Origin of the sequence: Oceaniovalibus guishaninsula JLT2003 (assembly GCF_000299575.1) — a bacterium.
Classification (GTDB): domain Bacteria; phylum Pseudomonadota; class Alphaproteobacteria; order Rhodobacterales; family Rhodobacteraceae; genus Palleronia; species Palleronia guishaninsula.
Genome location: NZ_AMGO01000062.1, coordinates 1 through 24,144 on the forward strand (window position 1 = coordinate 1; position 24,144 = coordinate 24,144).

25 protein-coding genes and 1 tRNA gene are annotated in these 24,144 nt (G+C 66.6%); 10 read left to right on the forward strand and 16 right to left on the reverse strand.

Annotation, left to right across the window (positions count from 1 at the left end; translation table 11 throughout):
- Positions 1-306 precede the first annotated feature (306 nt).
- The 9 genes from cas2 to OCGS_RS12845 form a co-directional block, all read right to left on the reverse strand.
- Positions 307-597: a CRISPR-associated endonuclease Cas2 gene (gene cas2, locus OCGS_RS12805; protein ID WP_007427670.1), complete on the reverse strand. Its 291-nt coding sequence runs from the start codon at positions 595-597 to the stop codon at positions 307-309.
- A 1-nt stretch (position 598) separates the two neighbouring features.
- The gene (cas1c, locus tag OCGS_RS12810) at positions 599-1,627 is read right to left on the reverse strand and encodes a type I-C CRISPR-associated endonuclease Cas1c (RefSeq protein ID WP_007427671.1); all 1,029 of its coding nucleotides are present in this window, start codon (positions 1,625-1,627) and stop codon (positions 599-601) included.
- On the reverse strand, positions 1,624-2,235 hold the full coding sequence (cas4, locus tag OCGS_RS12815; protein ID WP_007427672.1) for a CRISPR-associated protein Cas4: 612 nt from the start codon (positions 2,233-2,235) through the stop codon (positions 1,624-1,626). The genes cas1c and cas4 overlap by 4 nt, the downstream gene beginning before the upstream one ends.
- A 1-nt stretch (position 2,236) precedes the next feature.
- Positions 2,237-3,190, reverse strand: coding sequence for a type I-C CRISPR-associated protein Cas7/Csd2 (cas7c, locus tag OCGS_RS12820; RefSeq protein WP_007427673.1), 954 nt, complete (start codon positions 3,188-3,190; stop codon positions 2,237-2,239).
- Positions 3,187-4,956: a type I-C CRISPR-associated protein Cas8c/Csd1 gene (gene cas8c, locus OCGS_RS12825; protein WP_007427674.1), complete on the reverse strand. Its 1,770-nt coding sequence runs from the start codon at positions 4,954-4,956 to the stop codon at positions 3,187-3,189. The genes cas7c and cas8c overlap by 4 nt, the downstream gene beginning before the upstream one ends.
- Positions 4,953-5,612, reverse strand: a complete 660-nt coding sequence (cas5c, locus tag OCGS_RS12830; protein WP_007427675.1) for a type I-C CRISPR-associated protein Cas5c — start codon at positions 5,610-5,612, stop codon at positions 4,953-4,955. Before cas5c ends, cas8c begins: the two co-directional genes overlap by 4 nt.
- Positions 5,613-5,709: 97 nt before the next feature.
- On the reverse strand, positions 5,710-7,890 hold the full coding sequence (locus tag OCGS_RS12835) for a CRISPR-associated endonuclease Cas3'' (RefSeq protein WP_007427676.1): 2,181 nt from the start codon (positions 7,888-7,890) through the stop codon (positions 5,710-5,712).
- A gap of 126 nt (positions 7,891-8,016) precedes the next feature.
- Positions 8,017-8,093, reverse strand: a tRNA-Pro gene (locus OCGS_RS12840).
- A gap of 11 nt (positions 8,094-8,104) precedes the next feature.
- Complete coding sequence (locus tag OCGS_RS12845; protein WP_007427677.1) at positions 8,105-9,112, reverse strand: DMT family transporter; 1,008 nt, start codon at positions 9,110-9,112, stop codon at positions 8,105-8,107.
- A gap of 142 nt (positions 9,113-9,254) precedes the next feature.
- Between OCGS_RS12845 and OCGS_RS12850 the strand changes: the two genes are divergently transcribed.
- From OCGS_RS12850 to galE, 8 genes are all read left to right on the forward strand, one after another.
- On the forward strand, positions 9,255-10,265 hold the full coding sequence (locus tag OCGS_RS12850; RefSeq protein ID WP_007427678.1) for a DctP family TRAP transporter solute-binding subunit: 1,011 nt from the start codon (positions 9,255-9,257) through the stop codon (positions 10,263-10,265).
- A 46-nt stretch (positions 10,266-10,311) separates the two neighbouring features.
- Positions 10,312-10,836: a TRAP transporter small permease gene (locus OCGS_RS12855; RefSeq protein ID WP_007427679.1), complete on the forward strand. Its 525-nt coding sequence runs from the start codon at positions 10,312-10,314 to the stop codon at positions 10,834-10,836.
- A 166-nt stretch (positions 10,837-11,002) separates the two neighbouring features.
- A complete protein-coding gene (locus tag OCGS_RS12860) occupies positions 11,003-11,446 on the forward strand; it encodes a hypothetical protein (RefSeq protein ID WP_007427680.1) in 444 nt (147 codons plus the stop codon).
- Positions 11,447-11,521: 75 nt separating this feature from the next.
- The gene (locus tag OCGS_RS12865) at positions 11,522-12,823 is read left to right on the forward strand and encodes a TRAP transporter large permease (RefSeq protein ID WP_040611048.1); all 1,302 of its coding nucleotides are present in this window, start codon (positions 11,522-11,524) and stop codon (positions 12,821-12,823) included.
- Between the two features lie 17 nt (positions 12,824-12,840).
- The gene (gene cysQ / locus OCGS_RS12870) at positions 12,841-13,638 is read left to right on the forward strand and encodes a 3'(2'),5'-bisphosphate nucleotidase CysQ (protein ID WP_007427682.1); all 798 of its coding nucleotides are present in this window, start codon (positions 12,841-12,843) and stop codon (positions 13,636-13,638) included.
- A gap of 1 nt (position 13,639) precedes the next feature.
- A complete protein-coding gene (locus tag OCGS_RS12875; RefSeq protein ID WP_007427683.1) occupies positions 13,640-14,437 on the forward strand; it encodes a 3-deoxy-manno-octulosonate cytidylyltransferase in 798 nt (265 codons plus the stop codon).
- Between the two features lie 88 nt (positions 14,438-14,525).
- Positions 14,526-15,416, forward strand: coding sequence for a UTP--glucose-1-phosphate uridylyltransferase GalU (galU, locus tag OCGS_RS12880; protein ID WP_007427684.1), 891 nt, complete (start codon positions 14,526-14,528; stop codon positions 15,414-15,416).
- Positions 15,417-15,420: 4 nt separating this feature from the next.
- The gene (galE, locus tag OCGS_RS12885) at positions 15,421-16,416 is read left to right on the forward strand and encodes a UDP-glucose 4-epimerase GalE (protein WP_007427685.1); all 996 of its coding nucleotides are present in this window, start codon (positions 15,421-15,423) and stop codon (positions 16,414-16,416) included.
- Between the two features lie 16 nt (positions 16,417-16,432).
- Here the strand turns inward: galE and OCGS_RS12890 are convergent, their stop codons facing one another.
- From OCGS_RS12890 to hemN, 7 genes are all read right to left on the reverse strand, one after another.
- Positions 16,433-16,897, reverse strand: a complete 465-nt coding sequence (locus tag OCGS_RS12890) for a PTS sugar transporter subunit IIA (protein WP_040611042.1) — start codon at positions 16,895-16,897, stop codon at positions 16,433-16,435.
- A 36-nt stretch (positions 16,898-16,933) separates the two neighbouring features.
- Positions 16,934-17,512, reverse strand: a complete 579-nt coding sequence (hpf, locus tag OCGS_RS12895; RefSeq protein ID WP_007427687.1) for a ribosome hibernation-promoting factor, HPF/YfiA family — start codon at positions 17,510-17,512, stop codon at positions 16,934-16,936.
- An 89-nt stretch (positions 17,513-17,601) separates the two neighbouring features.
- Positions 17,602-18,360 carry an LPS export ABC transporter ATP-binding protein gene (gene lptB / locus OCGS_RS12900; protein ID WP_007427688.1) on the reverse strand — a complete coding sequence of 253 codons (759 nt, stop codon included), beginning with the start codon at positions 18,358-18,360 and terminating at the stop codon, positions 17,602-17,604.
- Positions 18,360-18,863: a lipopolysaccharide transport periplasmic protein LptA gene (gene lptA / locus OCGS_RS12905; protein ID WP_007427689.1), complete on the reverse strand. Its 504-nt coding sequence runs from the start codon at positions 18,861-18,863 to the stop codon at positions 18,360-18,362. Before lptA ends, lptB begins: the two co-directional genes overlap by 1 nt.
- Positions 18,864-18,865: 2 nt before the next feature.
- Positions 18,866-19,489: an LPS export ABC transporter periplasmic protein LptC gene (lptC, locus tag OCGS_RS12910; RefSeq protein WP_007427690.1), complete on the reverse strand. Its 624-nt coding sequence runs from the start codon at positions 19,487-19,489 to the stop codon at positions 18,866-18,868.
- A gap of 86 nt (positions 19,490-19,575) precedes the next feature.
- The gene (locus tag OCGS_RS12915; RefSeq protein ID WP_007427691.1) at positions 19,576-20,187 is read right to left on the reverse strand and encodes a ribonuclease D; all 612 of its coding nucleotides are present in this window, start codon (positions 20,185-20,187) and stop codon (positions 19,576-19,578) included.
- A 60-nt stretch (positions 20,188-20,247) separates the two neighbouring features.
- Complete coding sequence (gene hemN, locus OCGS_RS12920; RefSeq protein WP_007427692.1) at positions 20,248-21,597, reverse strand: oxygen-independent coproporphyrinogen III oxidase; 1,350 nt, start codon at positions 21,595-21,597, stop codon at positions 20,248-20,250.
- 69 nt (positions 21,598-21,666) lie between these two features.
- On the opposite strand from hemN, the gene fnrL reads away from it, so the two are divergent.
- Together fnrL and ccoN are read left to right on the forward strand one after the other, a co-directional pair.
- Positions 21,667-22,395 (forward strand): transcriptional regulator FnrL, encoded by a 729-nt coding sequence (gene fnrL, locus OCGS_RS12925; RefSeq protein WP_007427693.1) that lies wholly within the window; start codon positions 21,667-21,669, stop codon positions 22,393-22,395.
- Positions 22,396-22,534: 139 nt separating this feature from the next.
- Positions 22,535-24,136 carry a cytochrome-c oxidase, cbb3-type subunit I gene (gene ccoN / locus OCGS_RS12930; protein ID WP_007427694.1) on the forward strand — a complete coding sequence of 534 codons (1,602 nt, stop codon included), beginning with the start codon at positions 22,535-22,537 and terminating at the stop codon, positions 24,134-24,136.
- Positions 24,137-24,144: the final 8 nt, after the last annotated feature.

Here is a 24,144-nt window from a genome sequence, read left to right on the forward strand (position 1 = left end):
CGACGACGAATTGGCCCCGGACGTTCGCAAGGCATTTGAGGTTTCGATCCACGCCCCCGTGTGGGGGGCGACCGTTCCAGGCATGGGCGGCGTTGCGACAATGATGGGTTTCGATCCACGCCCCCGTGTGGGGGGCGACCCCTCTCGCTTTATCACCTTGGCGGGGGGGAATAAATGTCGGGTGTTCCGCGAACCCCTTGCTCTTGCCGCCTCGTTCGTTGCCGCACGCATCCTTGCAGGGCCGACGGGCCAGAAAAACATGGCGCGCGAACCTTCGGGGCGAAGGGCGGGCGCTGGGGGTTCGCGTCACACGATCAGCAGGGCGTCGGGGTCGTCGGACGGCCTGGCGCCCACATGCTCGACCCGGCGGCGCCATTCACGGCCCAGAAAGTAGAACCGCAGGCTGTCCGTCTCGGCGTCGATGGCGTCCAGCAGGCGGGCGCGCATCCGGGTCCAGCGCGCCGGATCGACCTCGCATTCGAAGACCGAATACTGCACGCGCTGGCCGTGATCCTCGCAGATGCGGGCCACGCGGCGCAAGCGTTTCGCGCCGCCTTCGGTGGCGACCGACACGTCGTAGGTGATCAGCACCAGCACGTCACCAGATCCACGCGGGATAGCCGTCGATGTCGCCCCGCAGACACCGCGCCAGAAGCTGCGCCTGCACCTGCGCCACCAGCCCCAGGGCGATCCGCTCGTCCAGCCAGGCATGGCGCAACTCCACCCGCTTGCGGTCGTGATAGGCTTGCAGGACGGTGCGCCGCCCGCCCTCGGCCAGCAGGACGGCGCCCGTCTCCTGACGCTCGAAATCGCGGGCGGACAATTGCCGCCGGTTGATCAGCGACAGCGCCACGCGGTCGGCCAGGGCGGCGCGCAACTCCTCCATCAGGTCCAGCGCCAGCGACATGCGGCCGGGGCGGTCGCGGTGCAGGAACCCCATCTGCGGGTCCAGCCCGTGCGCCTCGCAGGCCGCGCGGGTGTCCAGCGCCAGCAGCGCGTAAAGGAACGACAGCACCGCGTTCACGGCATCGCGCGGCGGGCGGCGGTTGCGGCCGGCGAAGACGAAGGCCGGATCGTCGGTGCGGATCAGATGCGCGAAGACCGACCAATAGGCATGGCCCGCCTCGCCCTCCTGACCGCGCAGGATGTCGAGATCGGGCGCGACCAGCGCCAGCCGCGCCGCATCGGCCAGCCGCCTTTGCGCCGCCTCGACCGCCGCCGCGCCGGGATGGTCGGGATAGTCGCGCAGATGGCGGCGCAGGACGGCGCGCTGGTTGGCGATCTTGGCCGCGACGATCCCCTGCGCCACGGGCAGCGCGGCCACCGGGTCCGCGGTGGCGCGGTGCTGGGCGCGGCGCAGCAGCACATTGCCCGATTGCGGCCCCTCGATCCGCGCCATCAGCTTGCCCGACCACCCCAGCCACGCCATCGAGATGCCCTGCGCCGCCGCGAAATGCATCACGTCGGGCGAGGCCGAGGTTTCGCCGAACAGCACAATCTGCCCCAGCAGATGCGCGGGGCTGCGCTTGACCACGCGGCCGTCGATTTCCACCGCGACCGTCTCGCCGTCCTTGCGCAGCCTCGCGCCCTCGGTCGCGACATACAGCGTGTTGAGCAGGCGCTTCATTCCGGCACCCCCGCCCGCGCCAGCCGCCGCGCCACCCAGGTGGCGGCGATGCGCGGCGCCTGCGGGCGGCACAGCGCGTTCAGCGAACAGGCCTCGCACCGCCCCGCGTCATAGACCGGCGGCGGCAGGTCGCCATCGGCCATCGCGCCGCGCGCTTCGGCGGCCACCCTTGCCGTCAGCGCGCGCAGGTCGGGATCGAAGGCCACCGCCTGCCGCCGCCGGCGCCCGCCGTAGAACAGCGCGCCTTCGGGCACGGCGCGTCCAATCATTTCTTCCAGACAGATCGCCTGCGCGCAAAGCTGCACCTCGTCGGCGCGATGGGCCTTGGGACGGCCGCGCTTGTATTCCACCGGAAAGGCCCGCGGCCCGTGCATCTCGACCACATCGGCCACGCCATGCACCCCCAGCCGGTCGGACGCGACATGCACGGCGCGCAGCACCCGCATCCCCTCGCGGCTTTCGGGGATGCCGCTATCGGCCCGCTCGTGCAGCAGACGGCCCTCGGCGGTCAGGCGGTTTTCCTCCCACAGACGCTCGACATGGATCAGCGCGCATTGGCGCGGGCAGAACAGCCAGTGCTGCAACGCCGAGATCGGCAGGCTGTCCACCTCACCAGGGCTCGATAAGCGTCACCCCCTGCGGCAGATCGGCGTCGTCCACGTCGATCCGGTAATCGGAAAAGGCCCGCGCGGGCGGCCGATTGTGCAGGCCCCTGTCGCCCACCGGCACCGCCTCGCCGTCCACCATGCGGCTGACGGTGACGCGCTCGAACAGACGGTGCGCCTGCGCGTTGCCCAGATCGCTGTCGTGCCGGAAGGCGATCAGACGGCGCGCGGCCATCATGCCCCGCGCGGCGGAGCGGTCGAGATCCAGCATGTCGCGCAGCGCCGTCCACAGCAGATCCAGATCGGCCTTGGAAAAGCCCGTCCGCTGCGCCAGCTTGGCGTTGACGAAACCGTGCACCCGGTAAAGCCCATAGGGCACGACCGCCTTGCGGCCCATCGTCCGTTCCTTGTCGCGGTCCTTTTCGTTGGTGACGGACGACCGGGTGATCGACACCTCCATCGGCATGATCGGTTCTTCCGACCGCGCGAAGGACAGTTGCACCGGGCCGCGCACCTGCCCCGCATTGACGCCCGTGGACATGACGGCGCCGAAGGTGCGGATGTCCCAGAAATTGGCGCACATCCAGTCGGTCAGTTTGCGCGCCTCGGCATCGGCCTTGGGCAGCCTCGAATAATCGTTGGGCTTCTGCGGTGCGACCCCGGTGGCCTCCCAGGCCTCCTGATGCGCCTCGTTCAGGACCGCGCGCTCGGTGAAATAGATGCGGTGCGGCGCCGCGTTGCCATGCGCTTCGGCCACGTAATTGCGCAGCTTGCGCTTGATCGACACGTCGGACATCAGCCCCCGGTTCGTCTCGGGGTCCATGCGCGGCATGTTGCCCGCATCCGGGTCGCCGTTGGGATTGCCGTTCTCGACATCGAGGAACAGCACGAAATCATAGCGGTTCGCCAGCCCGACCCTGCTGGCGGCGTCCTGGTCCAGCGCCGATTGCTCGGTCATGCGTCCTCTCCTTCTTCCTCGATCAGCGCGTCGGCCGCGTCCTCGGCCTTGGCATAGAAGGCCGAGATCTGGTGATAAAAGCCGATGAAGAACCGCCCCTGCGCCTCCAGCGGCAGGGTTGCGGGCATCTCGCCCTCCAGCTTGTCGAGGATCGCGGCGACGGCCCGGTCGGCCTTGACGCCTGCCCCGGCCTTCATTCCCCCGGCTTTCCGCAGCGACGACAGGTTGTGCTCATAGCCCCGCATCAGCACCGGAAAGACCCGCGCCGGCGTGGCCGAGGCCGCGCCGAGATATTTCTGCCGCAGCCCCGCGCCCCGCTCCTGATAGCTTTTCTCGGCATAGCTGTAGGCGCCGAACAGCCGCCCCAGCAGATACGCGGCATCGCGCGCGTCCTCGTCCAGCGCCATCGGCACCTCCCTGTCGAAATTCCGCCGCAGAACGGCGGCAATCATCGCCGCGCGTCTGCCGTCCATGTTGCCGTGGCGCGCCCGGTCAGGCTCGCCCTCTATCCTTATGCGGCCCAGAAGGCCCGCCAGCAGCGTCGCGGGATAGCGTCCGCCGGTCAGGATCGCCCGCATCAGATCGCCGCCCAGCCCGGCGGGGATGTTCTTCGCGTCCCGCTGCGCCGCAAGGTCGTAAAGCAGCGCCCAGGGTTTCGGCGGCAGCTCCACCCCGCCCCTGACGAAGGGCGAAGGCGCGATGGCCATGTCGTCCCAGAACCGCGTCACCGAACGCGCGAAATCGCCCAACGTGCCCGGATACCAGTAGCGCACCGCCAGCCGCGCCGCGTTCGGCGCCAGCCCCAGCACGAACAGTCGCGCCTGCGGGTCGAGCGTCTCGTCGCTGCGCGCCGTCCCCGACGCCACCGCCTCGACCCTGGCGCGCAATTCCCGCTCGGCGGCCTCGTCATCGGTCCCCGATAGCATGGCATCGAACGTCCATTCCGCCTCTGGCTGGTCGGCCCAGAACGCCACCGTGTCCCCGCCGATCCGCAGATGGTTTCCCGACCCCTTCGCCAGCAGCGCGTTCAGCGCCGTGCCATAGGCGAAGGCCGCGCCCTCGGAGACCGGGGCGTTGTCGCCCTGCTTCTTGCCGTGGGACGTTTCGGCGTCGTTGTTGAACGACACCAGCGACGCGCCCGACGATTGCGCGCCCATCACGCCCTTGATCGACGGATGCAGCCGCGCCACCGGCCCCGCCCGCCCCGAGACGAGGCACATCGCCGCCCCCTCGCCGCCGCCCGCCAGCAGCGCCTTGGCCGCCGGCAGGTCGTGGACGAACGGCCCGTCGCCAAGGCGGAAGACCACGTTCTGATCCAGCAGACCGACGGCATCGGGAAAATCCGCAAACCGCTCGGGCACCCATGTCTGGCAAAAGCCACGCAGCGCAACCAGCGCCGGATCGTCGGCGCCGTCCAGCAGATCCAGATGCGCCGCGCGGAAGGCCTCGTGCTCGGCCAGCGTTCGCCTGCCCTGGCCCGGCCCGTCCGGCGTTTCGGTCACGCCCAGCACATAGGCCGTCTTGTCCCAGAACGTGTTCGGCTTCACCCCGGCCGTCCGCTTCACCGCCGCCGGAACCGACATCGCCCGCGCCTGCATCTTTCCCTTGTCATCCGGCGCCATCAGCGACCGGATCTTGCGCACCGACCCATCCTCGGCCAGCACCACCACCGCGCCGATCTTCTCGGTCGAGAATCCCGGCCGCGGCCAGCCCTCCTTCTCGGCGCGCGCCTCGTACAGCGCCGCCAGCTCTTGCAGGACCGTCACGCCATGCGCCCTTCGGCCAGGCAGCGGACCACGTCGATCACGCCGCCTTCCATCCGCGCGCGATAGAAGACCGATCTCCGCCCGTTGGCATAGTCGATATCGTGCAGCATCCAGCCCAGATCGCGGTCCTCGGCGATGGCTTCGGGGAAATCCTCGACCAGCTCGAAATCGGCCGGAAACTCGCGCACGCCCAGACAGGGCTGGTGAAAGCACTGGCCCTTTTCGGCCCGCCTGCGGAACATCTCGGCATGTTTGCCCGGATTGTCCTGCGGCCCGGCACGCGCCGTCATCTCGAAATGCGCCTCGATCCCGTAAGCCACATCCGCAAGGCACAGCATCGCGCGCTGCTGGCGGTCCTCGTCCACGGCCAGCGCGAGGCCGCCCAAATCGCCCGCCTTCATTGCCGCGCGCGCCTTGTTGGCGGGGATCTTCGACGCCACCTCGTTGCGGCGGATCGCCTCGAACCGGATGGGGCGCAGCACATGGATGCGGTCCACCACCCAGGCGATCGCGGGCTTCCAGTGGATCGCCTCGAGGATGCCGCGCGCCGCCGAGGGCGTCATCACATTATACGAGACACGCTCGACCTTCATCTCGGGTCGGGTGAAACACGCGTTCCGCCCGCGCACGAGCAGCCGGATGCCGGGGGCGGTCATGTCGGGAACACATCGTCGGATCTTTCAACCATAGGCGGAACCTTGCCGATGCCGCACAGTCCGTCAACGGGTTAATGGTTAACGCCGGCTAATCCTTTCAGAAAACCCCGCCCACATCGCCGCTCTCGCCCAGACCCGCATCGGCATTGTAAAGGTCGCTGGTCCGCAACACCGCGAACTGTTCCTCGAACCGCTCGGGCATCCACCAGGCAACCTGACCGCTGTCGCGCAGGGCTTTCCACAGACCCCACGGCACGTTGACGCTATGCGGCGCGACCAGCCGGGCCACCGCCCCGGCCGACCCGAAGCGCAGCGTCTTCTGCGTATCGGACGACGCCCCCCACGTGACGCCCCACATCCTGTCCCATACGATGACCGACCGTTCGCCGCCCGGAATGATGCGAAAGGCCGCCTCGATCTGCTCGAACGGGCAGCACGGTCCGGCCTTCCGGATCGCGTTCAGGATGCCGCGGATCCGCATAGGCCCGACCTCGGCGGCGTCCAGCGCATCCTTGCCATAGGCATCCCAAAGCCGCCGGAAATACGACGCGACCGCCGCCTCGCCGATCGGGTCGTCATGGCCCTCGGCCAGCACATCGCGTCCGATGGCGGCGAACTGTTCCACCGCCGGGGGCGCGGGATGTTCGGACCGGAACACCTCGACCAGGCCCGGCCCGTCCAGCCGCCCCTCGCGGTTGCACCGCCCGGCGGCCTGCGCGACCGAATCGATCCCCGCCGCCGCGCGCAGCACCACCGGGAAATCCACGTCCACCCCCGCCTCGATCAGCGATGTGGAAACCAGCCGCACCGGCGCCCCGTCCTTCAGCCGCGCGCGCACATTCGCCAGCACTGCCCGCCGATGCGCGGGCACCATCAGCGTCGAAAGATGCGCGGCCCCTTCCGCGCCGCGCACCGCATCGAACAGCGCGCGCGCCTGGCGGCGATTGTCCACGATGGTCAGGATCCGGTCCGCCTTGCGGATCTGGTCGGCCAGCGCCGCATCGTCCAGCGGCCCGGCATCGCGCACCTCGACCCGCTTCAGCGCCGCGAAAAGCCGGGTTGGATCGGGCGCGATCTCGCGCGCGCCCTCCAGCGCCTCGCAGCCTGGAAAGCCGCCATCCTTCGTCAGCGCCGGCTGCGTCGCCGTGGACAGCACCACGCTGGCGCCATACCCTTCCATAAGCTCGCGTAGGGCGGCAAGGCAGGGCCGCAACAGCGGCAGCGGCATCGTCTGCGCCTCGTCCAGCACGATCACCGCGCGCGCAAGTGAGGGCAGCTTGCGGCACCGTTTCTTGCGCGCGGCATGCAGGCTTTCGAAGAACTGCACCGCCGTCGTCACCACCACCGGCACGTCCCACGATGCGCCCATGACCCGGCGCTGTTCGGCTTCCGTCTCGTCCTCGCCGTCCCAGTCGGCGTTGGAATGATGTTCCAGCACCGCGTCCTCGCCAAGCACCCGCCGGAAGACATCCGCCGTCTGCTCGATGATCGAGGTATAGGGCACCACGAAGATCAGCCGCCGCAATCCGTGCGCCAGCGCGTGATCCAGCCCGAAGCCCAGCGAGGTCAGCGTCTTGCCGCCCCCCGTGGGCACGGTCAGCGTGAACAGCCCCGGCGCCTCGGCCGCCACGCCGCGCGCATGGGCCAGCACCCGGCGGCGCAGGTCGTTCACCGCGCCCCCGCCGCCCAGCCCGTCCATATGCGCATCGAAGCTGGCGCGCATCGGGGGCGTCAGGATCGTCGGCCGCTCGGGCACGGTCCGCCCCTCGGCCTCGGCATAGAACGCCGCCGTCTCGCGGTCGTCGGCATCGCACAGCACGCCGTAAAGCATGCGGACCAGGAATTGCAGGCGATAGAGGGCCAGCTCCGAATCCTCGCCAAGCCGCGCCGGCGGGACCGGCGTCGGGATGGCGCACCAGTCCGGCAGCGGCATGTCCTCGGCCGTCGCAAGGCGCGCTTTCAGCCGGTCGGGGTCGGGCAGGCGGCCGTGATGCCCCGCGACGATGCCCGCCAGCGCTCTCCCGAACCCGCCCATCCCCGCCAGCACGCGCGCGCCCTCGGCCGAATGTGCGACCTCAATGCGTTGCCCCTCCAGCTTGCGCTGGAAGGCGGGCTTGGCCTTGCCCAGATCGTGCAGCAGCCCCAGCATCCGGGCAACGTCCCCGCCGCCGAACGCCTCGGCGCGCGCCTGCGCGGCTTCGGCGACGCGCAGCGCATGGGCCTCCAGCGTCTCCCATTCGGCGAGGGGGCGGTCGGTGACGGAATGGGCGTATATCATCCGCCCTCCATGCCCGCCCCGGCCCGTCCCGGTCAATCGCGTCCGGCCCCCACACCCGCCCGCACGGATCCCACGGGAATCCTACGGGACTCTTACGCGGATAATACGTCGGAAAAGCGGGGATGATGGTCGGAGTGAGAGGATTCGAACCTCCGGCCCCTGCCTCCCGAAGGCAGTGCTCTACCAGGCTGAGCTACACTCCGACGCCCGCGACCTACTGCTTGCGGGGTTGCTTGGCAAGGGCTTCGTAACCCGGCGGCACCCGCGTCGCCCGCTCCCGCAGGATGGCGCTGATACGCGGCATCGTCCCTGTTTCGGATACCGTCCGCGTGGCCAGAACCGGCGTGGTCCGCGACACCCCCAACCGGCTTTCGCGCACCACGACATAAAGACCGCTCAGGATGATGACCGCCGCCCCGATCCATGTCAGCGCATCGGGAATCTCGTTGAAAAACAACGTGCCGAAGATCGCGGCCCAGATGATCTGCGAATATTGCATGGGCGCGACCACGGTGGCGTCGCCGCTGCGATAGGCGGCGATGATCATCAACCCGCCGACGAAGGCCAGCACTGCGATAACCCCCACCAGCGCCAGATCCGTCAGCGGCATCGGCACATAGACGAAGGGCAGGATGCAGGCCATCACCGCGAAGTTGGCGACCATCGGATACAGCATCAGCACGACGCCGCGTTCCTCCTTGCCGATCTTGCGCACGATCACCGACCCCACCGCCCCGCCGAACGCCGCCAGAAGCGCCGCCGCATGCCCGGTTTCCAGATGCGTCCCCCCAAAGGGCCGCAGCACGATCAAGACCCCCGCCGCCCCGATCACCACGGCCGCCCAACGATGCCGGCCGACGGATTCGCCGAGAATGGGGATCGACAGCACCGTCACCAGCAAGGGTGCCGCGAAGAGCAGTGCATAGGCCTGCGCCAACGGGATGGTCGAGAAGGCATAGAACGCCGCCGCCCCGGTCATCACCCCCGCCGCGGTGCGCAGGGCGACCCACCAGGGATGGATGGGGCGCAGGTGCCCTGATGTCGGATCGCGCATCAGCATCAGCGTCGCCAGCGGAAACCCGAAGACAACGCTGAAAAAGATGATCTGGAACGGCGCATAGACCGCCCCGAGGATCTTGATGATCGCATCGTGCGTGGCAAGCACCGCAAAGGCCCCCAGCGCATAGGCCGGCCCCTTGGGCAAGGAGGTGAAAGGCGACATCGGGCCTGAAGACGCCCAAGGCGCGCGAAGGTCAAGGGCCGCCTTGCATCCATGACGCGAATGGCGGCGGCAGGCCGCTTTTTTGATGTTTCCATCCGCCCGGCCGCGTGGTTCATTCGCCCGAACTTACCGGGGGACCGACATGGGAAAGATGCTTTTGATCGCGGCGCTGGCGTCGCTGGCGGCGGGATCCGCCGTGGCGCAGGACCTCAAGGACGAATACCGCGTTTCCACCGTCCTGCCCGCACCTTTCCCGTGGGGCCAGGCGGCCGAAAAATGGGCCGAACTGACGGCCGAGCGCAGCGACGGACGCATCAACCTCAAGGTCTATCCGGGCACGCAGCTGGTGCAGGGCGACCAGACGCGCGAATTCACCGCGTTGCGGCAGGGCGTCATCGACATGGCGGTCGGGTCAACGATCAACTGGTCGCCGCAGGTGACCGAATTGAACCTTTTCTCACTGCCGTTCCTGATGCCCGATTATGCCGCGATGGACGCGATCACCCAGGGCGAGGTGGGCGAGCGTATCTTTGACATCGTGCAGCAAAACGGCGTCGTGCCCTTGGCCTGGGCCGAGAACGGGTTTCGCGAAGTGACCAATTCCAAGACCGAGATACGCAAGCCCGAGGATATGCAGGGCCTCAAGCTGCGGGTCGTCGGATCGCCCATCTACAACGACATGTTCACCGCGATGGGTGCCAACCCCACGCAGATGAGCTGGGCCGACGCGCAGCCGGCGCTGACCACGGGCGCGGTGGACGGGCAGGAAAACCCGCTGACCATCTATACCACGCTCAACATGCAGGATCTGGGGCAGAACAACATCACCCTTTGGGGCTATGTCGCCGATCCGCTGATCTTCGCGGTCAACAGTCAGGTCTGGGACAGTTTCAGCGCCGACGATCAGGAGCTGCTGCGGCAGGCCGCCGTGGATGCGGGCGCGTTCGGTATCGAGGTGGCGCGCAAGGGCCTGACCGAGGACGATCAAAGCCTGATCGACGAGATCAGGTCGAAAGGCGTCAACGTCGTGACGCTGACCGACGACGAAAAGCAGGCGTTCAAGGATGCGACCGCGTCGGTCTATGAAGATTGGAAACAGAAGATCGGGCCGGACCTGGTCGATGCCGCCGAGGAGGCGGTCGCCAACCGCTGACCAGGGCAGGGCCGTCCCGCGACGGCCCCGAAGACAGGAGCGGCGCATGCCCGATCCCGAAGATCTGTCGCCCACACGGCAACCGTCCGGCACAGGCGACGAGCATACCGTCGTCCCGGTCAGGATAGAGGAGGCGCTGGGCGCCGCCGCGATGGCGCTGATCTGCCTTATCTCGATGGGCAATGTGATCGCCCGTTATGCGACCAGCGTGTCCTTCGCCTTCACCGAGGAATATTCGGTTTTCCTGCTGGTCTTCATGACATTCGTGGGCGCGTCTGCGGCCTTTGCCACCGGCGATCACATCCGCATCGCGTTCTTCGTCGACCGGATGCCGCCCCGCCTGCGCTGGCTTTGCGATGCCGTGTCGCTGCTGGCGGTGACGCTGATGTTCGCGCTGATCCTGTGGTATGGCGCGCGCGTGACCTATGACGAATGGTATTGGGGCGAGACGACGCCGGGGCTGGGCAACCCGGCCTGGATCTACACGATCTGGATGCCGATCCTGTCGGTAGCGATCCTGGCCCGCGCCTGGGGCCGCGGCTGGGCCTATCTAGTGCGGCGAAGGGGATGATCGGCGCGTCGATCCGCTGGATACACTCGGGTTGCCGGCATCCTTACCTAGCGGAAATCCGCCGGTGGAGCCTGCGCGATAGCGGCACCGATTTTCACCGCTTGCCCCTGCGCCGTGTTTCCGCTGCTACTGAAAGACGGTAACGGCAAAGAGGGAGAGATATCCGATGGCTTTCAATATCGGCGAGATTTTCAAGGAGTTGTTTTCCGACGACGGCGGCGGCGGATTCGCTCTGGCGATGATCGGCATGGGCCCCATCGGCTTCACCGACATCGGAAGATTCGGCGGCGCATACGATCTGATGCGGGGGGTCGGCGACAGCACGATGGAATTCGTCTTTGCCCCGACGCCCGGAGAGTTCCTTGATCATGCGCTAAACTATACCGAGACTTACCCTGACGAATACGAGTTGACCGCGCCTTCGGACCGCAATGGCAATACTGCCTCGATGACCCTTTACGATCACCACAACAACACGGCAACGACCTATTTCTATGGCGGTCCGAATGATTTCGGGGTGTTCGACTACGACCATTTCGACGGAGACGATTGGCATTATACGCCCAACAACTTCGGCTCGGACATGACCGACAGCTTTATCTTCTACTGACAGGAACCAGCCGCCCATGTCCGACCGCTTTCCGGGCCTGTCTGCATGGGCGGGACAAACGGCACCCTTGCCCAGATGATTGGTGCGAACCTGGCGCTGCTGGGCACGTTCGTGCTGTTGCTGGTCGTCGGCGCCCCCATCGCGGTGGCGCTGGGGCTGGCGGGGGCGGTCGGCGTCCTGCTGGGGCTGGACCTGACGGCTTTGGGCATGATCGGCGCCAACACCTATGCCGCCGTCGCCAAGTATCCGCTGATCGCGATCCCGCTTTTCATCCTCACCGGCGCGGTATTCGAGCGGTCGGGGGTGGCGGCGAGGCTGGTCGAGTTCGCGCAGGCCATCGTCGGGCCGCGCAAGGGCGGGCTGGCGCTGGTGGCGGTGCTGGTGTGTCTGGTCATGGGCGGCATGTCGGGGTCGGGGCCGGCGGATGCCGCCGCCGTCACCACGGTCATGCTGCCCGCGATGGTCAAGGCCGGCTATCCGCGCCCCTTCACGGCAAGCGTCGTCGCGGCATCCGCCTCGACCGCGATCCTGATACCGCCCTCGATCGCGATGATCGTCTATTCGGTGGTCATTCCGGGCGTCGATCTGCGCGCGCTTTTCGCCGCCGGCCTGATACCCGGACTGCTGGTCGGCGCGGCCATCGCGGTGCCGACCCTGCTGCTGAGCCGCCGGCACGATTTCGGCATGGGCGAAACGCCGGTGCGGCCGCCCTTCTGGGCCAGCCTGCGACGGGCGCTGCCGGGACTGATGGCGCCGGTCATCATCCTGGGCGGGCTGCGGTCTGGCCTGTTCACCCCGACCGAGACGGCGGTGGTGGCGGTCTTTTACGGCCTCTTTGTCGGGCTGGTGCTCTATCGCACGATGGGCTGGCGCGATGTCTATGACGTGCTGGCCGAAAGCGCGCGCATCTCGGGCGTGCTGCTGATCATCCTGTCGCTGGCGGGGCTGTTCGCCTGGGCAGGCTCGACCATGGGGGCGTTTTCGGCGACCGCCGATCTGATCCTGTCGGTCAGCGACAATCAGTGGGTCATCCTGATCCTGGTGATGATCGCCGTGCTGCTGGCGGGCATGGTGCTGGACGGGGTGTCGATCTATCTGATCATGCTGCCGCTGCTGGTGCCCATCGTGCAGGCCTTCGGCTGGTCCTATATCTGGTTCGGGGTGGTCATGGCGATCAACATCGCCATGGGGCAGTTCACGCCGCCTGTCGCCGTGAACCTGATGGTCACGGCGCGCATCGCGGGCGTGCCGCTGGAATCGACCTTCCGCTGGGTCGGCTGGCTGCTGCTGGCGATGGCCGTGGCGCTGGGGCTGGTGCTGGCCTTTCCGGAAATCGCGTTGTGGCTGCCCCGGTCGCTGGGCTATCGCATCACCTGAACCGCGATGGGGACGACATGGATCACGATACGCTGGAACGGGTGATGCGAAGGCTGGCGCTGTCGGCCGGCGACGCGATCATGGAGATCTACGGCTCGGACGATTTCGACGTGCGCGCCAAGAGCGACGACAGCCCCGTAACGGCGGCGGACGAGGCGGCGGATGCGCTGATTTCGGCCGGGCTGCGGGCGGCCTTTCCCGACGTGCCGCTGGTGACGGAAGAACAGGCCGCGACGCACGGACAGGACGTGGATACGTTCCTGATCGTCGATCCGCTGGACGGCACCAAGGAATTCGTCCAGCGGCGGGGCGACTTCACCGTCAATATCGCCTACGTCGAGGCGGGCCGTGCGGTGCGGGGCGTCGTTTATGCCCCGGCGAAGGGGCGGCTGTTCTATACCCGCGCCGACGGCGCTTCGGTCGAGGAAACCGGCTCGTTCGACGCGGATACGCGGGGCGGGATGCGGCCGATCGTGGTCAGCGACCCCGATCCGGCGGCGCTGATGGTGGTGGCGTCGAAATCCCACCGCGACGCGGCGACGGATGCCTATATCGGCAAATATCCGGTCCGCGACATGACCAGCGCCGGATCGTCGCTGAAGTTCTGCCTTGTCGCAACCGGCGAGGCCGATCTTTATCCGCGACTGGGGCGCACGATGGAATGGGACACGGCGGCCGGTCATGCGGTGCTGACCGGCGCCGGGGGCCATGTCGTGCGCTTCGACGATCATGCCCCGCTGACCTATGGCAAGCCGGGGTTCGAAAACCCGTTCTTCATCGCCCACGCGCCGGGTGTCGCGCTGAAAGGCGCCTGACGTGTCGGTCGTCATCGTCATCCCCGCGCGCTATGCCTCGACCCGTTTTCCCGGCAAGCCGCTGGTGCGTCTGCGCGGCCCGGACGGCGTCGCGCGCAGTCTGATCGAACGCACCTGGCGCGCGGGAATGGCCGTGACGGGTGCCGACCGCGTGGTGGTGGCGACCGACGACGACCGCATCGCCGCCGAGGCGCGCGGTTTCGGGGCCGATGTGGCGATGACCTCGCCCGATCGCGCCAACGGAACGGAACGCTGCGCCGAGGCGCTGGAATCGCTGGGCGATGTCGAGATCGTCGTCAACCTTCAGGGCGACGCGCCGCTGACGCCGGCATGGTTCATCGAAGACCTTGTCGCCGGTCTGCGCGCTGATCCCGGCGCGGGGGTGGCGACGCCGGTTCTGCGTTGCAACGGCGCGACACTCGACGCCCTGCGCGCCGACCGCCGCGAGGGGCGGGTCGGCGGAACCACGGCGGTGTTCGGCGCAGGCAACCGGGCGCTCTACTTCTCGAAGGAAGTCGTCCCCTATTGCGAAGCGCCCGGCGGACCCGACGATCCGACGCCGGTGTTCCACCATGTCGGCGTCTATGCCTATCGGCCCGAGGCGCTGCGCCTTTATACCAGTCTGCCGGCGGGCCCGCTGGAAGGGCTGGAGGGGCTGGAGCAGCTTCGCTTTCTCGAACATGGGCATCCCATCCTCTGCGTCGAGGTCGAGGCGCGCGGTGCCGAGTTCTGGGAATTAAACAATCCCGAGGATGTGGCCCGGATCGAGCGGATGCTTGAAAGACGGGTCGGCTCATAACGGCCTCACCCGGCGGCAGCATGTGGACTTGTCCACCGCATCCATGCGACATGCTGCGCCAACGAGTTCGATCGAAAGTAGAATCCCGATGACAAACAAGGTGACAAAGGCAATTTTTCCCGTCGCCGGCCTTGGCACGCGCTTCCTGCCCGCGACCAAATCCGTCCCGAAGGAAATCATGACCCTCGTGGATCGTCCCTTGATCCAGTACGCGATCGACGAGGCGCGAGCTGCCGGGATCACCGAATTCATCTTCGTCACGTCGCGCGGCAAAAGCGCGCTGGAAGACTACTTTGACCGCGCCCCCGAACTGGAAGCGGCCGTACAGGCCAAGAACAAGCCCGAATTGATGGATATTCTCGACCATACCAACATGGAATCGGGGGCCATCGCCTATATCCGCCAGCACCGGCCGATGGGGCTGGGCCATGCCGTGTGGTGCGCGCGGCGGCTGATCGGGGACGAACCGTTCGCGGTGATCCTGCCCGACGACGTGATCGCGGCGGAAAAACCCTGTTTGCAGCAGATGGTCGAAGCCTATGCCGAACGCGGCGGCTGCATGGTCGCCACGATGGAGGTGCCCGACGACAAGGTGTCGGCCTATGGTATCCTCGACGTCGAGGATCCGGCCGAGACTGTCCTGCGGGTGCGCGGAATGGTCGAAAAGCCGCAAGCCAAGGACGCCCCGTCGAACCTGGCCGTCATCGGGCGCTATATCCTGACGCCATCGGTCCTCGATACCCTCGACGGCCTGGGCCAGGGGGCCGGCGGCGAGATCCAGTTGACCGACGCCATCGCCGCCGAAATCGACGGATCGTCCGGTGTCAGCGCGCTGAAGTTCGAGGGCCAACGCTATGATTGCGGATCGAAGGCCGGGTTTCTTCAGGCGACCGTCGCATTCGGCCTGTCGCGTCCCGACTTGAACGGCGAATTCGCGGATTATCTGACCGAGCTCGTGGCGGCACGCACGGGTGGCTGAGCGGATGACGGACGATCGGCCTGTCATCCTGGTATCGGGTGGCGCGGGATATATCGGCTCGCATGCGTGCAAGGTCTTGTCGCAGCGGGGATATCTGCCGGTCACGCTGGACAATCTGGCGACCGGCTGGCGCGACGCCGTCCGCTTCGGCCCGTTCGAACAGGCAGATCTGCTGGATCGCAAGGCTGTCGATCGCGTATTTCAGGCCTACAAGCCTCGGGCCGTCATGCATTTCGCGGCGCTGTCCGATGTCGGCGAAAGCGCGCGCGAACCCGGCCGCTATTGGCGCGTGAACGTCGGCGGATCGCTGAACCTGATCGAAGCCGCCATCGCCGCGGGCTGTCTGAACTTCGTCTTTTCGTCCACCTGCGCGACCTATGGGGAACAGGACGGCGTGGTGCTGGACGAGGATTGCGCGCAGGCGCCGATCAATTCCTATGGCGCGTCCAAGCGCGCCATCGAGGACATGCTGCGCAATTTCGAGGCCAGTCACGGCCTGCGCCATGTGGTCTTCCGCTATTTCAACGTGGCGGGTGCGGACCCCGAGGGCGAGGTGGGCGAGTTTCATCGGCCGGAAACCCATCTGGTCCCGCTGATGCTGGACGCGATCGACGGCAAGCGTCCCGCCCTCACGCTGCATGGAACGGATTACGACACGCCCGACGGCACCTGCATCCGCGATTACGTACATGTCATGGACCTGGTGGACGCGCATGTGCGCGGGCTGAAATGGTTGGAGGACGGACATGCCAGTCGGGTCTTCAACCTAGGGACCGGACAGGGATTTTCCGTGCGCGAAGTTATCGCACGATCTGCCAGCGTGACCAACCGCCCCGTTCCCGTCACCGAAGGGCCGCGCCGGGCAGGGGACGCGACGGCGCTGGTCTCGGGCAGCCGCCGCGCCGAAGCCGAACTGGGATGGCGTCCCGCGCGCTCGACGCTGGAAAGCATGATCGCCGATGCCTGGCGCTGGCATCAGGGGCCCGGCTATTCGGCCTGACTGAAAAGCGGCGATTTCAAACCGGGATCGTGCGCCGTCCGGCAATCAGCATCGTATGCAGGGTGGCCGGGTCGTCATTGGCCCGCAGCATCGCGCAGAGTTCCGGGTCGCGCAGCGTCCGGGAGACGACGGCCAGCGACTTGAGGTGCTCGACACCCGCATCGAGGGGGGCGAACAGCCCGAAGACCAGATCGACCGGCTGCCGATCGACCGCGCCATATTCGACCGGCCGTTCCAGCCGCAGGAATACGCCATGCACCCGCGTCAGCCCGTCAAGGCGCGCATGGGGCAGCGCGACACCCTGTCCGACGCCCGTGGGGCCAAGGCTTTCGCGTTCCAGCAGACCTTCGATCACGCGGTCGCAGTCCATGCCGTAGACAGTAGAGGCGACTTCGCCCAAGGCGTGAAACAGACGTTTCTTGCTGGTCATCGCGGGGACCGTCCTGGTCGCCTCGGGCGCGAGAAGTTCGGAAAGTGTCATGCCTGCCTGCAATCCAAGCGCGACACGGGCCGCGCTTCAGGTTTTCGTATGAGGGTCGATCCAGCCGATGTTTCCGTCGTCCCGGCGATAGACGATATTGATCCCGCGATCCTGCTTTTCGTTACGGAAGACAAGCACCGGGGCGCCAGCCAACTCCATCTGCATCACCGCCTCGCCGACCGACAGCGAAGGCACCTGCGCCTCCATCTCGGCGATGATGATCGGCTGAAGCGTCTCGGGCTCCTCCGCGTCGGCGTCTTCGCTCGCCGCGAGGATATACGAGGCGCCGGCAAAGAGTTCAACGGGCTGTGACCTGTCGCGGTGATGGTCCTTCAGCCGGCGCTTGTAGCGGCGAAGCTGCTTTTCCATCTTGGCGTTGCAGGCATCGAATGCGGCATAGATTTCAGTCGCCTTGGCGGTCGCCTGAACGGTCAATCCGGTCGACAGGCGAACGACGGCCTCGCAGCAATATTCATGCGCATCGCGCGAGAAGACGACGATCGCTTCGGTCGGCCGACCGGGGTATTTCGCGATGACTTCCTCGATCTCGGTCTGCACATGGGTTTGCAGCGCCTCGCCGATATCGATCTGCTTTCCGCTGATCTGATAACGCATCTCGCCTCCTGTTCTGTCCGGTAATCGTGACGGGCGGTCGCCCGACCGTCCCGAAGATCAAGCCGCCGGGAAGGCAAGGGTTCCGGCACTCAGGATAGACGGAAACCCTGGCCCAGGTATACCCGCTGAACGCTTTCGTCCTGAACGACCTCGGCGCTGGTGCCGCTCATCATGATGGCGCCGTCATGCAGGATATAGGCGCGATCCACGATGCCCAGCGTCTCGCGCACGTTGTGGTCGGTGATCAGCACGCCGATGCCGCGCCGCGCCAGATCGCCGACCATTCCCCGGATTTCGGCAACGGCGATGGGATCGACGCCGGCGAACGGCTCGTCCAGCAGCAGATAGCGCGGGTCGGCGGCCAGGCAGCGCGCGATCTCGACCCGCCGCCGTTCGCCCCCCGACAGGGCCAAGGCGGGCGCGCGGCGAAGATGGGTGATCGAAAATTCGGACAGAAGCTGTTCCAGCCTCTCGGCCCTCCGCTTGCGACGGGGGACGTTGATTTCCAACACCGCGCGGATGTTGTCCTCGACGTTCAGCCCCCTAAAGATGGACATTTCCTGCGGCAGATAACCGATGCCCATGCGGGCGCGACGATACATCGGCAGCGTGGTGACATCCCGCCCCTCCACCGTGACCCGCCCGCCCTCGGGCACGACCAGGCCGGCGATGGCGTAAAAGCAGGTCGTCTTGCCGGACCCGTTCGGCCCCAGCAGCGCCACGACCTCGCCCCGTTGCAGCGACATGCTCACATCGCGGATGACCGGGCGTTTGCGATAGGATTTGCGAAGACGCTCGATCCGCAGGCCGCTGCCATCCGCCGCAAGGCTGAGATGCGGCTGAGGCATCAGCGATCCCCGGTCTCGAAGATGGTGCGGACCCGCCCCTCCATCTGTCCGGTGCCGGTTCCAAGGTCGATGGTCAGCGTTTCACCCGATAGCGCCGTGGTGCCCTGGGTCAGGATGACGTCGCCAGTCATCACCACCGATCCTGCGTCGATATCGTAAACCGCCCGCTGCGCTTCGGCCGCTTCGTGACCGTTGACCAGCGTGACGTTCCCTTCCGCCACCATCCGGGCGATGCGGCCCGACTGCGTTCCGGCACCGGCATAGAAAACCTCGACGCTGGATGCGGACAGCTTCATTTCGCCCTGCGTGATCAGGACGTTGCCCTGAAACACGGCCGTTCCGGCGGTCTGATCGACATTCAGGCTGTCCGACGCAACCTCGACCGGCAGGCTGGTATCCTGCCGCAATCCGCCAAAGCCCACCTCGGCCCCCTGTGGCCAAGCGGCAGCGGGAAAAAGCAGGATAGCGGCGGCCATCAACGACCGCGAAACGCTTTGGACCATCGTCACTCTCCGTCAGGGCCTGCTGAAAGGGTATCCGGGCGATATACCAGCTTCACCCCATCCGCGAAACGGAGAAGGTTGCGGTCCCCGTCCTTGCGCAGTTCCATCGACCCTGCCGCCAGAGTCCCGGCCGGCGCCTGACCCGTGACGGCGGTATCGGCGACCACCCGCGTCAGGTCCAACGCCGCGCGCAGCGCCTCCGTCCGCAGGTCATACCCGCTTGTCGTCACGATGCGGATATCGCCTTCCAGCAGCAGTTCGGACCGGCCGGTATCCAGTGTTCCGCGCCTTGCGGACAGATCGACACGCCCCCCGCCCGCCAGATCGAGCGTCGCCGTCAGGTCGGACACGTCCGTGCGGTCGGGATCGGCAGGATCGGGAACGGCTTCGGACGCGGTGACGGTGATCGCGCTGCCGTCGCGGGTCAGGCTGGCATAATCGGGGTTCTGCACGCGCCGTTCGCGCAGGATACGGTCCAGTTGGACTTCGGAATAGGGCAGATCGACCTCGCGCCCCCGGCGATCCGACAGAAGAAACAGCGTCGACAGGATCCCCAGGGCGATCAGCGGCAGAACGATCTTCAGCCAGGCGACGATACGGGAATGGCGATTGTCACGGGCAGCCATGAAAGGCCGTAAACGTGATGGCGTCAGGGGGCGTCATCGACAACATCTAGGCAAACCGCCACGGTCTTGCCACAGCCGCCGCCCGGTCAATGGGCGAATATGTCGATCTCGGCCCATCCGCGAAGATCCAGCATCGCGCGGGTCGGCAGGAAGTCGAAGCATCGCTGCGCCAGCTCGGTACGTCCCTCGCGCGCCAGCATGACGTCCAGCGCCTCGCGCAGGCGGTGCAGGTAAAGAACGTCGGAGGCGGCATAGGCCAGCTGCGCCTCGGTCAGTTCGGGCGCGCCCCAGTCGCTTTGCTGCTGGTACTTGGACACGTCGACGCCGACCAGTTCGGATAGTAGAACCTTCAGGCCGTGACGGTCGGTGAAGGTGCGTACCAGCTTGCTGGCGATCTTGGTGCAATAGACGGGCGACGCCAGCGCGCCGAAAGCGTTCTGCATCGCCGCGATGTCGAACCGTCCGAAATGGAACAGCTTGAGAATCGCCGGATCGGTCACCAGGCGGGCAAGGTTGGGGGCCTCGGTCTGGCCGCGCGCGATCTGGATCATATGCGCGTTGCCGTCGCCGCCCGACAACTGCACGACGCAAAGCCGGTCGCGATGCGGGTTCAGCCCCATCGTTTCGCAGTCGATGGCTACGACAGGGCCGAGATCCAGCCCGTCCGGCAGGTCGCCCTTGTAAAGATGATTGGCCATCGCACGTCCCCGGTCGTCGTCCGCGATCCTTAGACCGGGCGACGAGGGGGGACAAGCGCGCTAGACCGCCAGCGAGTGACGCGCGGCCCCCGTCGCATAGGCGTCGAACCCGACCGCGACGAGACGCACCAGTTCGCGGTGCCGCAGGACCGGCCCGCGCGGACCCGGATCAAGCAGTTCGGCAAGATCGGGATCGAGTTCGGCCACGCGCTGCCTGACGTGATCGGGCGACGTTCCGGCCCTTTCGGCAACGCCGTCGATGTCGATCTCGAACCGGCACATCAGGTCGTCGATCAACTCCGCGTTCAGGCGGTCGTCGGCGGTCAGGACATGCCCCTTGCACGTGGCGAACCGATCCTCGCCTATGGCCTTGGCATAGGTGCCGGTCGAAACCTGGTTCTGTGCATAACCCTGCGGAAACCGCGAGATGGCCGAAGCGCCAAGCCCGACGAGCACGGAAGCGTCATCGTCGGTATACCCCTGGAAATTGCGCCGCAGCGTACCGGCGCGGTGCGCCGCCAGCAGGCCGTCATCGGCGCGCGCGAAATGGTCCATGCCGATCGTCTCGAACCCGGCACCCTCGAACCGGTCGCGGGCAAGTTCGAACAGACGCAGCCGGGCCTCGCCGTCGGGCAAGGCGTGTTCAGGGATGAGAATCTGGCGCTTGGCGGCCCAGGGAACATGCGCATACCCGTAAAGCGCCAGCCGGTCCGGCCCAAGATCGAGCACCTGCGCGACGGTGCGCGACAGGCTTTCGTCGGTCTGGAAGGGCAGGCCGTAAAGGATGTCGAGGTTGAGGTTCTTCACCCCCCGTGCGCGCAATCCATCGACGGCGAAGCGCGTCGCCTCGAAGCTCTGGTCGCGGCCGATGGCCGCCTGCACCTCGGGGGCGAAATCCTGCACGCCGAGGCTGGCGCGCGTCAGCCCCGCGGCCGCCACGGCATCCAGACGGTCGTCGTCCAGAACGGTCGGGTCGATCTCGACCGAAAATTCGTGCGTCTCCGCGGCGGGCAGGATCGCATGGATCGCATCCGCCAGTTCGGTGATCATCGGCGCGGGCAGAATGGTCGGCGTGCCGCCGCCCCAGTGAAGCCGCGACAGGCGGATATCGGCGGGAAGGTGCCGGGCCAGCAGGTCCAGCTCGGCCCTCAGCGTATCGAGATAGCCGCGCAAAGGTGCGTCCGTTTGCGTGCCTTGCGTCCGACAGGCGCAGAACCAGCACAGCCTGCGGCAGAAGGGAATATGGATGTAAAGCGAGATGGCGCTGCCCGGCGCGATCGCCTCGACCCATTCGCGGAACGTGTTGTCCCTGACGCCCGTGCCGAAGTTCGGCGCGGTCGGATAGCTGGTGTAACGCGGCACCCGCGCGGTGAATAGGCCGTGACGGCGCAGAAGATCGAGCTTTGTCATCGGGCGACATAAGGACCTTTCCGCCGGCCGCGCCTTGATCCGTATCAAGTTCCCGCCGATATGGGGTGCATGGAACTTGCTCCGCTCGCCACACGTCAATGTCAGGATTGCCCGATTCGCACCCGCGCCGTCTGTTCGCGGTGTTCGGACGACGAGCTTGTGGCATTGGAGGAGATCAAGTTCTACCGCACCTACCCCGCGGGCAGCACGATCGTCTGGGCGGGCGATGCCATGCCATTCGTGGCCTCGGTCGTCAGCGGATGCGCATCGTTGACCCGCAGCATGGCGGACGGGCGCACGCAGATGGTTGGGCTGCTGCTGCAATCGGACTTCCTCGGGGATCCGTCGAGGACCGAGGCGCGGTTCGACGTTACCGCCGTCAGCAATGTGCTGCTGTGCCATTTCGACCGCGAAAGGTTCGCGCGCCTGACCGAGACGAACGCCCATGTGCGCGGCCGCCTGCTGGAAATGACGCTGGACGAGCTCGATGCGGCCCGCGAATGGATGCTGCTGCTGGGCCGCAAGACGGCGCAGGAAAAGGTGGCCAGCCTGCTTGTCATCTTCGCGCGGCGATTGGGCCAGCAGACCCCCGACGGGCTGCAATTCGACCTGCCCCTGACGCGCGAGGCGATGGCGAACTATCTGGGCCTGACGCTGGAGACGGTCAGCCGGCAGGTCGCCGTCCTTCGCAAGACGGGCGCCATTCGCACTCAGGGCGCACGCCATATGCTGGTTCCCGACCTCGATGCGCTGCTGGGGGCCAGCGGGGACGACGACGACGGCGATGTGCTGGCCTGACCGGCCGACGTTTAATTCGGCCGTATTGACATGGATCAAGGCGCCGCTGGTCGGCGCCTGACATTTCCGCGATATGAACGCTGCGCATCCGTCCCGGTTCCGGGTCGGCGCCTGAACCTGCGGAAAAACGGATCTGTCCATGAGCAACGTGCTTATTCTCACGGCCCTGGGTCTCGTCACCCTGTTTGCGGCCATTGCCGCGAACTGGGGCCTCGACCTCGCCTATCAATTCCATGCCGTGCTGATCATGCTGGTCGCCGCGGGTCTGTTCATCTGGACCCTGCGGCGGGTGGACGAACCCGTCTATGCCGATGCCCGCGTCCAGGCCGAACCCTATCTCGACGGGCCGATCCGGGCAGGCGTCATCGCCACCGCGGTCTGGGGCGTGGTCGGGTTCCTGGCCGGCACGTTCATCGCCTTCCAGCTTGCCTTTCCCGAACTCAACTGGGACTTCGCGCAGCCCTATACCAATTTCGGACGCCTGCGCCCGCTGCATACCAGCGCGGTGATCTTCGCGTTCGGCGGCAACGGCCTGATCGCCACGTCCTTCTGGGTGGTCCAGCGGACCTGCGGGACGCGGCTTTGGGGCGGCAATCTGGGCTGGTTCGTCTTCTGGGGCTACAACCTGTTCATCGTTCTGGCCGCGACGGGCTATCTGCTGGGCGCGACGCAATCCAAGGAATACGCCGAGCCGGAATGGTATATCGACATCTGGCTTACCATCGTCTGGGTCGCCTACCTTGCCGTGTTCATGGGCACCCTGATGACCCGCAAGGAGCGGCACATCTACGTCGCCAACTGGTTCTACCTGGCGTTCATCGTAACGATCGCCATGCTGCACATCGTCAACAACCTGGCCGTTCCTGTCAGCATCTGGGGCAGCAAGTCGGTGCAGGTCTTCGCCGGCGTGCAGGACGCGATGGTGCAATGGTGGTATGGCCATAACGCCGTCGGCTTCTTCCTGACGGCGGGCTTTCTGGGCATGATGTACTACTTCGTTCCCAAGCAGGCCGGTCGCCCGGTCTACAGCTACAAGCTGTCGATCATCCACTTCTGGGCGCTGATCTTCCTGTATATCTGGGCGGGTCCGCACCACCTGCACTATACCGCGCTTCCAGACTGGGCCGCGACGCTGGGCATGGTGTTCTCGGTCATCCTGTGGATGCCCAGCTGGGGCGGCATGATCAACGGCCTGATGACGTTGCAGGGCGCGTGGGACAAGCTGCGCACCGATCCCATTATCCGCATGTTCGTGGCCAGCCTTGCCTTCTACGGCATGTCCACCTTCGAAGGGCCGATGATGTCGATCCGGGCGGTCAACTCGCTGTCGCATTATACGGACTGGACCATCGGACACGTCCATTCGGGGGCGCTGGGCTGGAACGGCCTGATCACCTTCGGCGCGCTTTACTTCCTGACGCCCAAACTCTGGGGCCGCCGCGAGATGTATTCGATCTCGGCCATCAACCTGCACTTCTGGCTGGCGACGATCGGTATCGTTCTCTACGCGGCGTCGATGTGGGTGTCGGGGATCATGGAAGGGCTGATGTGGCGCGAAGTCGACGCGCAGGGGTTCCTGGTGAACAGCTTTGCGGACACCGTCGCGGCCAAGTTCCCGATGTATGTGGTGCGCGCGCTGGGCGGCGTCTTCTACCTTGCCGGGGGGCTGATCATGGTCTGGAACATGTGGATGACCATTCGTGCCCCGCGCACGAAGGCCGCCCTGGCGGCTGCGGAATAGGAAGCGAA

Bases quoted from the DNA above. Each gene is read 5' to 3' on its own strand.
- cysQ (WP_007427682.1), top strand. From the start codon at position 12,841: ATGGATCACGATACGCTGGAACGGGTGATGCGAAGGCTGGCGCTGTCG.
- OCGS_RS12860 (WP_007427680.1), top strand. From the start codon at position 11,003: ATGGCTTTCAATATCGGCGAGATTTTCAAGGAGTTGTTTTCCGACGAC.
- galE (WP_007427685.1), top strand. From the start codon at position 15,421: ATGACGGACGATCGGCCTGTCATCCTGGTATCGGGTGGCGCGGGATAT.
- OCGS_RS12850 (WP_007427678.1), top strand. From the start codon at position 9,255: ATGGGAAAGATGCTTTTGATCGCGGCGCTGGCGTCGCTGGCGGCGGGA.
- OCGS_RS12890 (WP_040611042.1), bottom strand. From the start codon at position 16,897: ATGACACTTTCCGAACTTCTCGCGCCCGAGGCGACCAGGACGGTCCCC.
- cas7c (WP_007427673.1), bottom strand. From the start codon at position 3,190: ATGACCGAGCAATCGGCGCTGGACCAGGACGCCGCCAGCAGGGTCGGG.
- lptB (WP_007427688.1), bottom strand. From the start codon at position 18,360: ATGCCTCAGCCGCATCTCAGCCTTGCGGCGGATGGCAGCGGCCTGCGG.
- ccoN (WP_007427694.1), top strand. From the start codon at position 22,535: ATGAGCAACGTGCTTATTCTCACGGCCCTGGGTCTCGTCACCCTGTTT.
- lptC (WP_007427690.1), bottom strand. From the start codon at position 19,489: ATGGCTGCCCGTGACAATCGCCATTCCCGTATCGTCGCCTGGCTGAAG.
- OCGS_RS12865 (WP_040611048.1), top strand. From the start codon at position 11,522: ATGATTGGTGCGAACCTGGCGCTGCTGGGCACGTTCGTGCTGTTGCTG.
- hemN (WP_007427692.1), bottom strand. From the start codon at position 21,597: ATGACAAAGCTCGATCTTCTGCGCCGTCACGGCCTATTCACCGCGCGG.
- OCGS_RS12915 (WP_007427691.1), bottom strand. From the start codon at position 20,187: ATGGCCAATCATCTTTACAAGGGCGACCTGCCGGACGGGCTGGATCTC.
- cas1c (WP_007427671.1), bottom strand. From the start codon at position 1,627: ATGAAGCGCCTGCTCAACACGCTGTATGTCGCGACCGAGGGCGCGAGG.
- OCGS_RS12845 (WP_007427677.1), bottom strand. From the start codon at position 9,112: ATGTCGCCTTTCACCTCCTTGCCCAAGGGGCCGGCCTATGCGCTGGGG.
- OCGS_RS12855 (WP_007427679.1), top strand. From the start codon at position 10,312: ATGCCCGATCCCGAAGATCTGTCGCCCACACGGCAACCGTCCGGCACA.
- hpf (WP_007427687.1), bottom strand. From the start codon at position 17,512: ATGCGTTATCAGATCAGCGGAAAGCAGATCGATATCGGCGAGGCGCTG.
- fnrL (WP_007427693.1), top strand. From the start codon at position 21,667: ATGGAACTTGCTCCGCTCGCCACACGTCAATGTCAGGATTGCCCGATT.
- lptA (WP_007427689.1), bottom strand. From the start codon at position 18,863: ATGGTCCAAAGCGTTTCGCGGTCGTTGATGGCCGCCGCTATCCTGCTT.
- cas5c (WP_007427675.1), bottom strand. From the start codon at position 5,612: ATGACCGCCCCCGGCATCCGGCTGCTCGTGCGCGGGCGGAACGCGTGT.
- galU (WP_007427684.1), top strand. From the start codon at position 14,526: ATGACAAACAAGGTGACAAAGGCAATTTTTCCCGTCGCCGGCCTTGGC.
- OCGS_RS12835 (WP_007427676.1), bottom strand. From the start codon at position 7,890: ATGATATACGCCCATTCCGTCACCGACCGCCCCCTCGCCGAATGGGAG.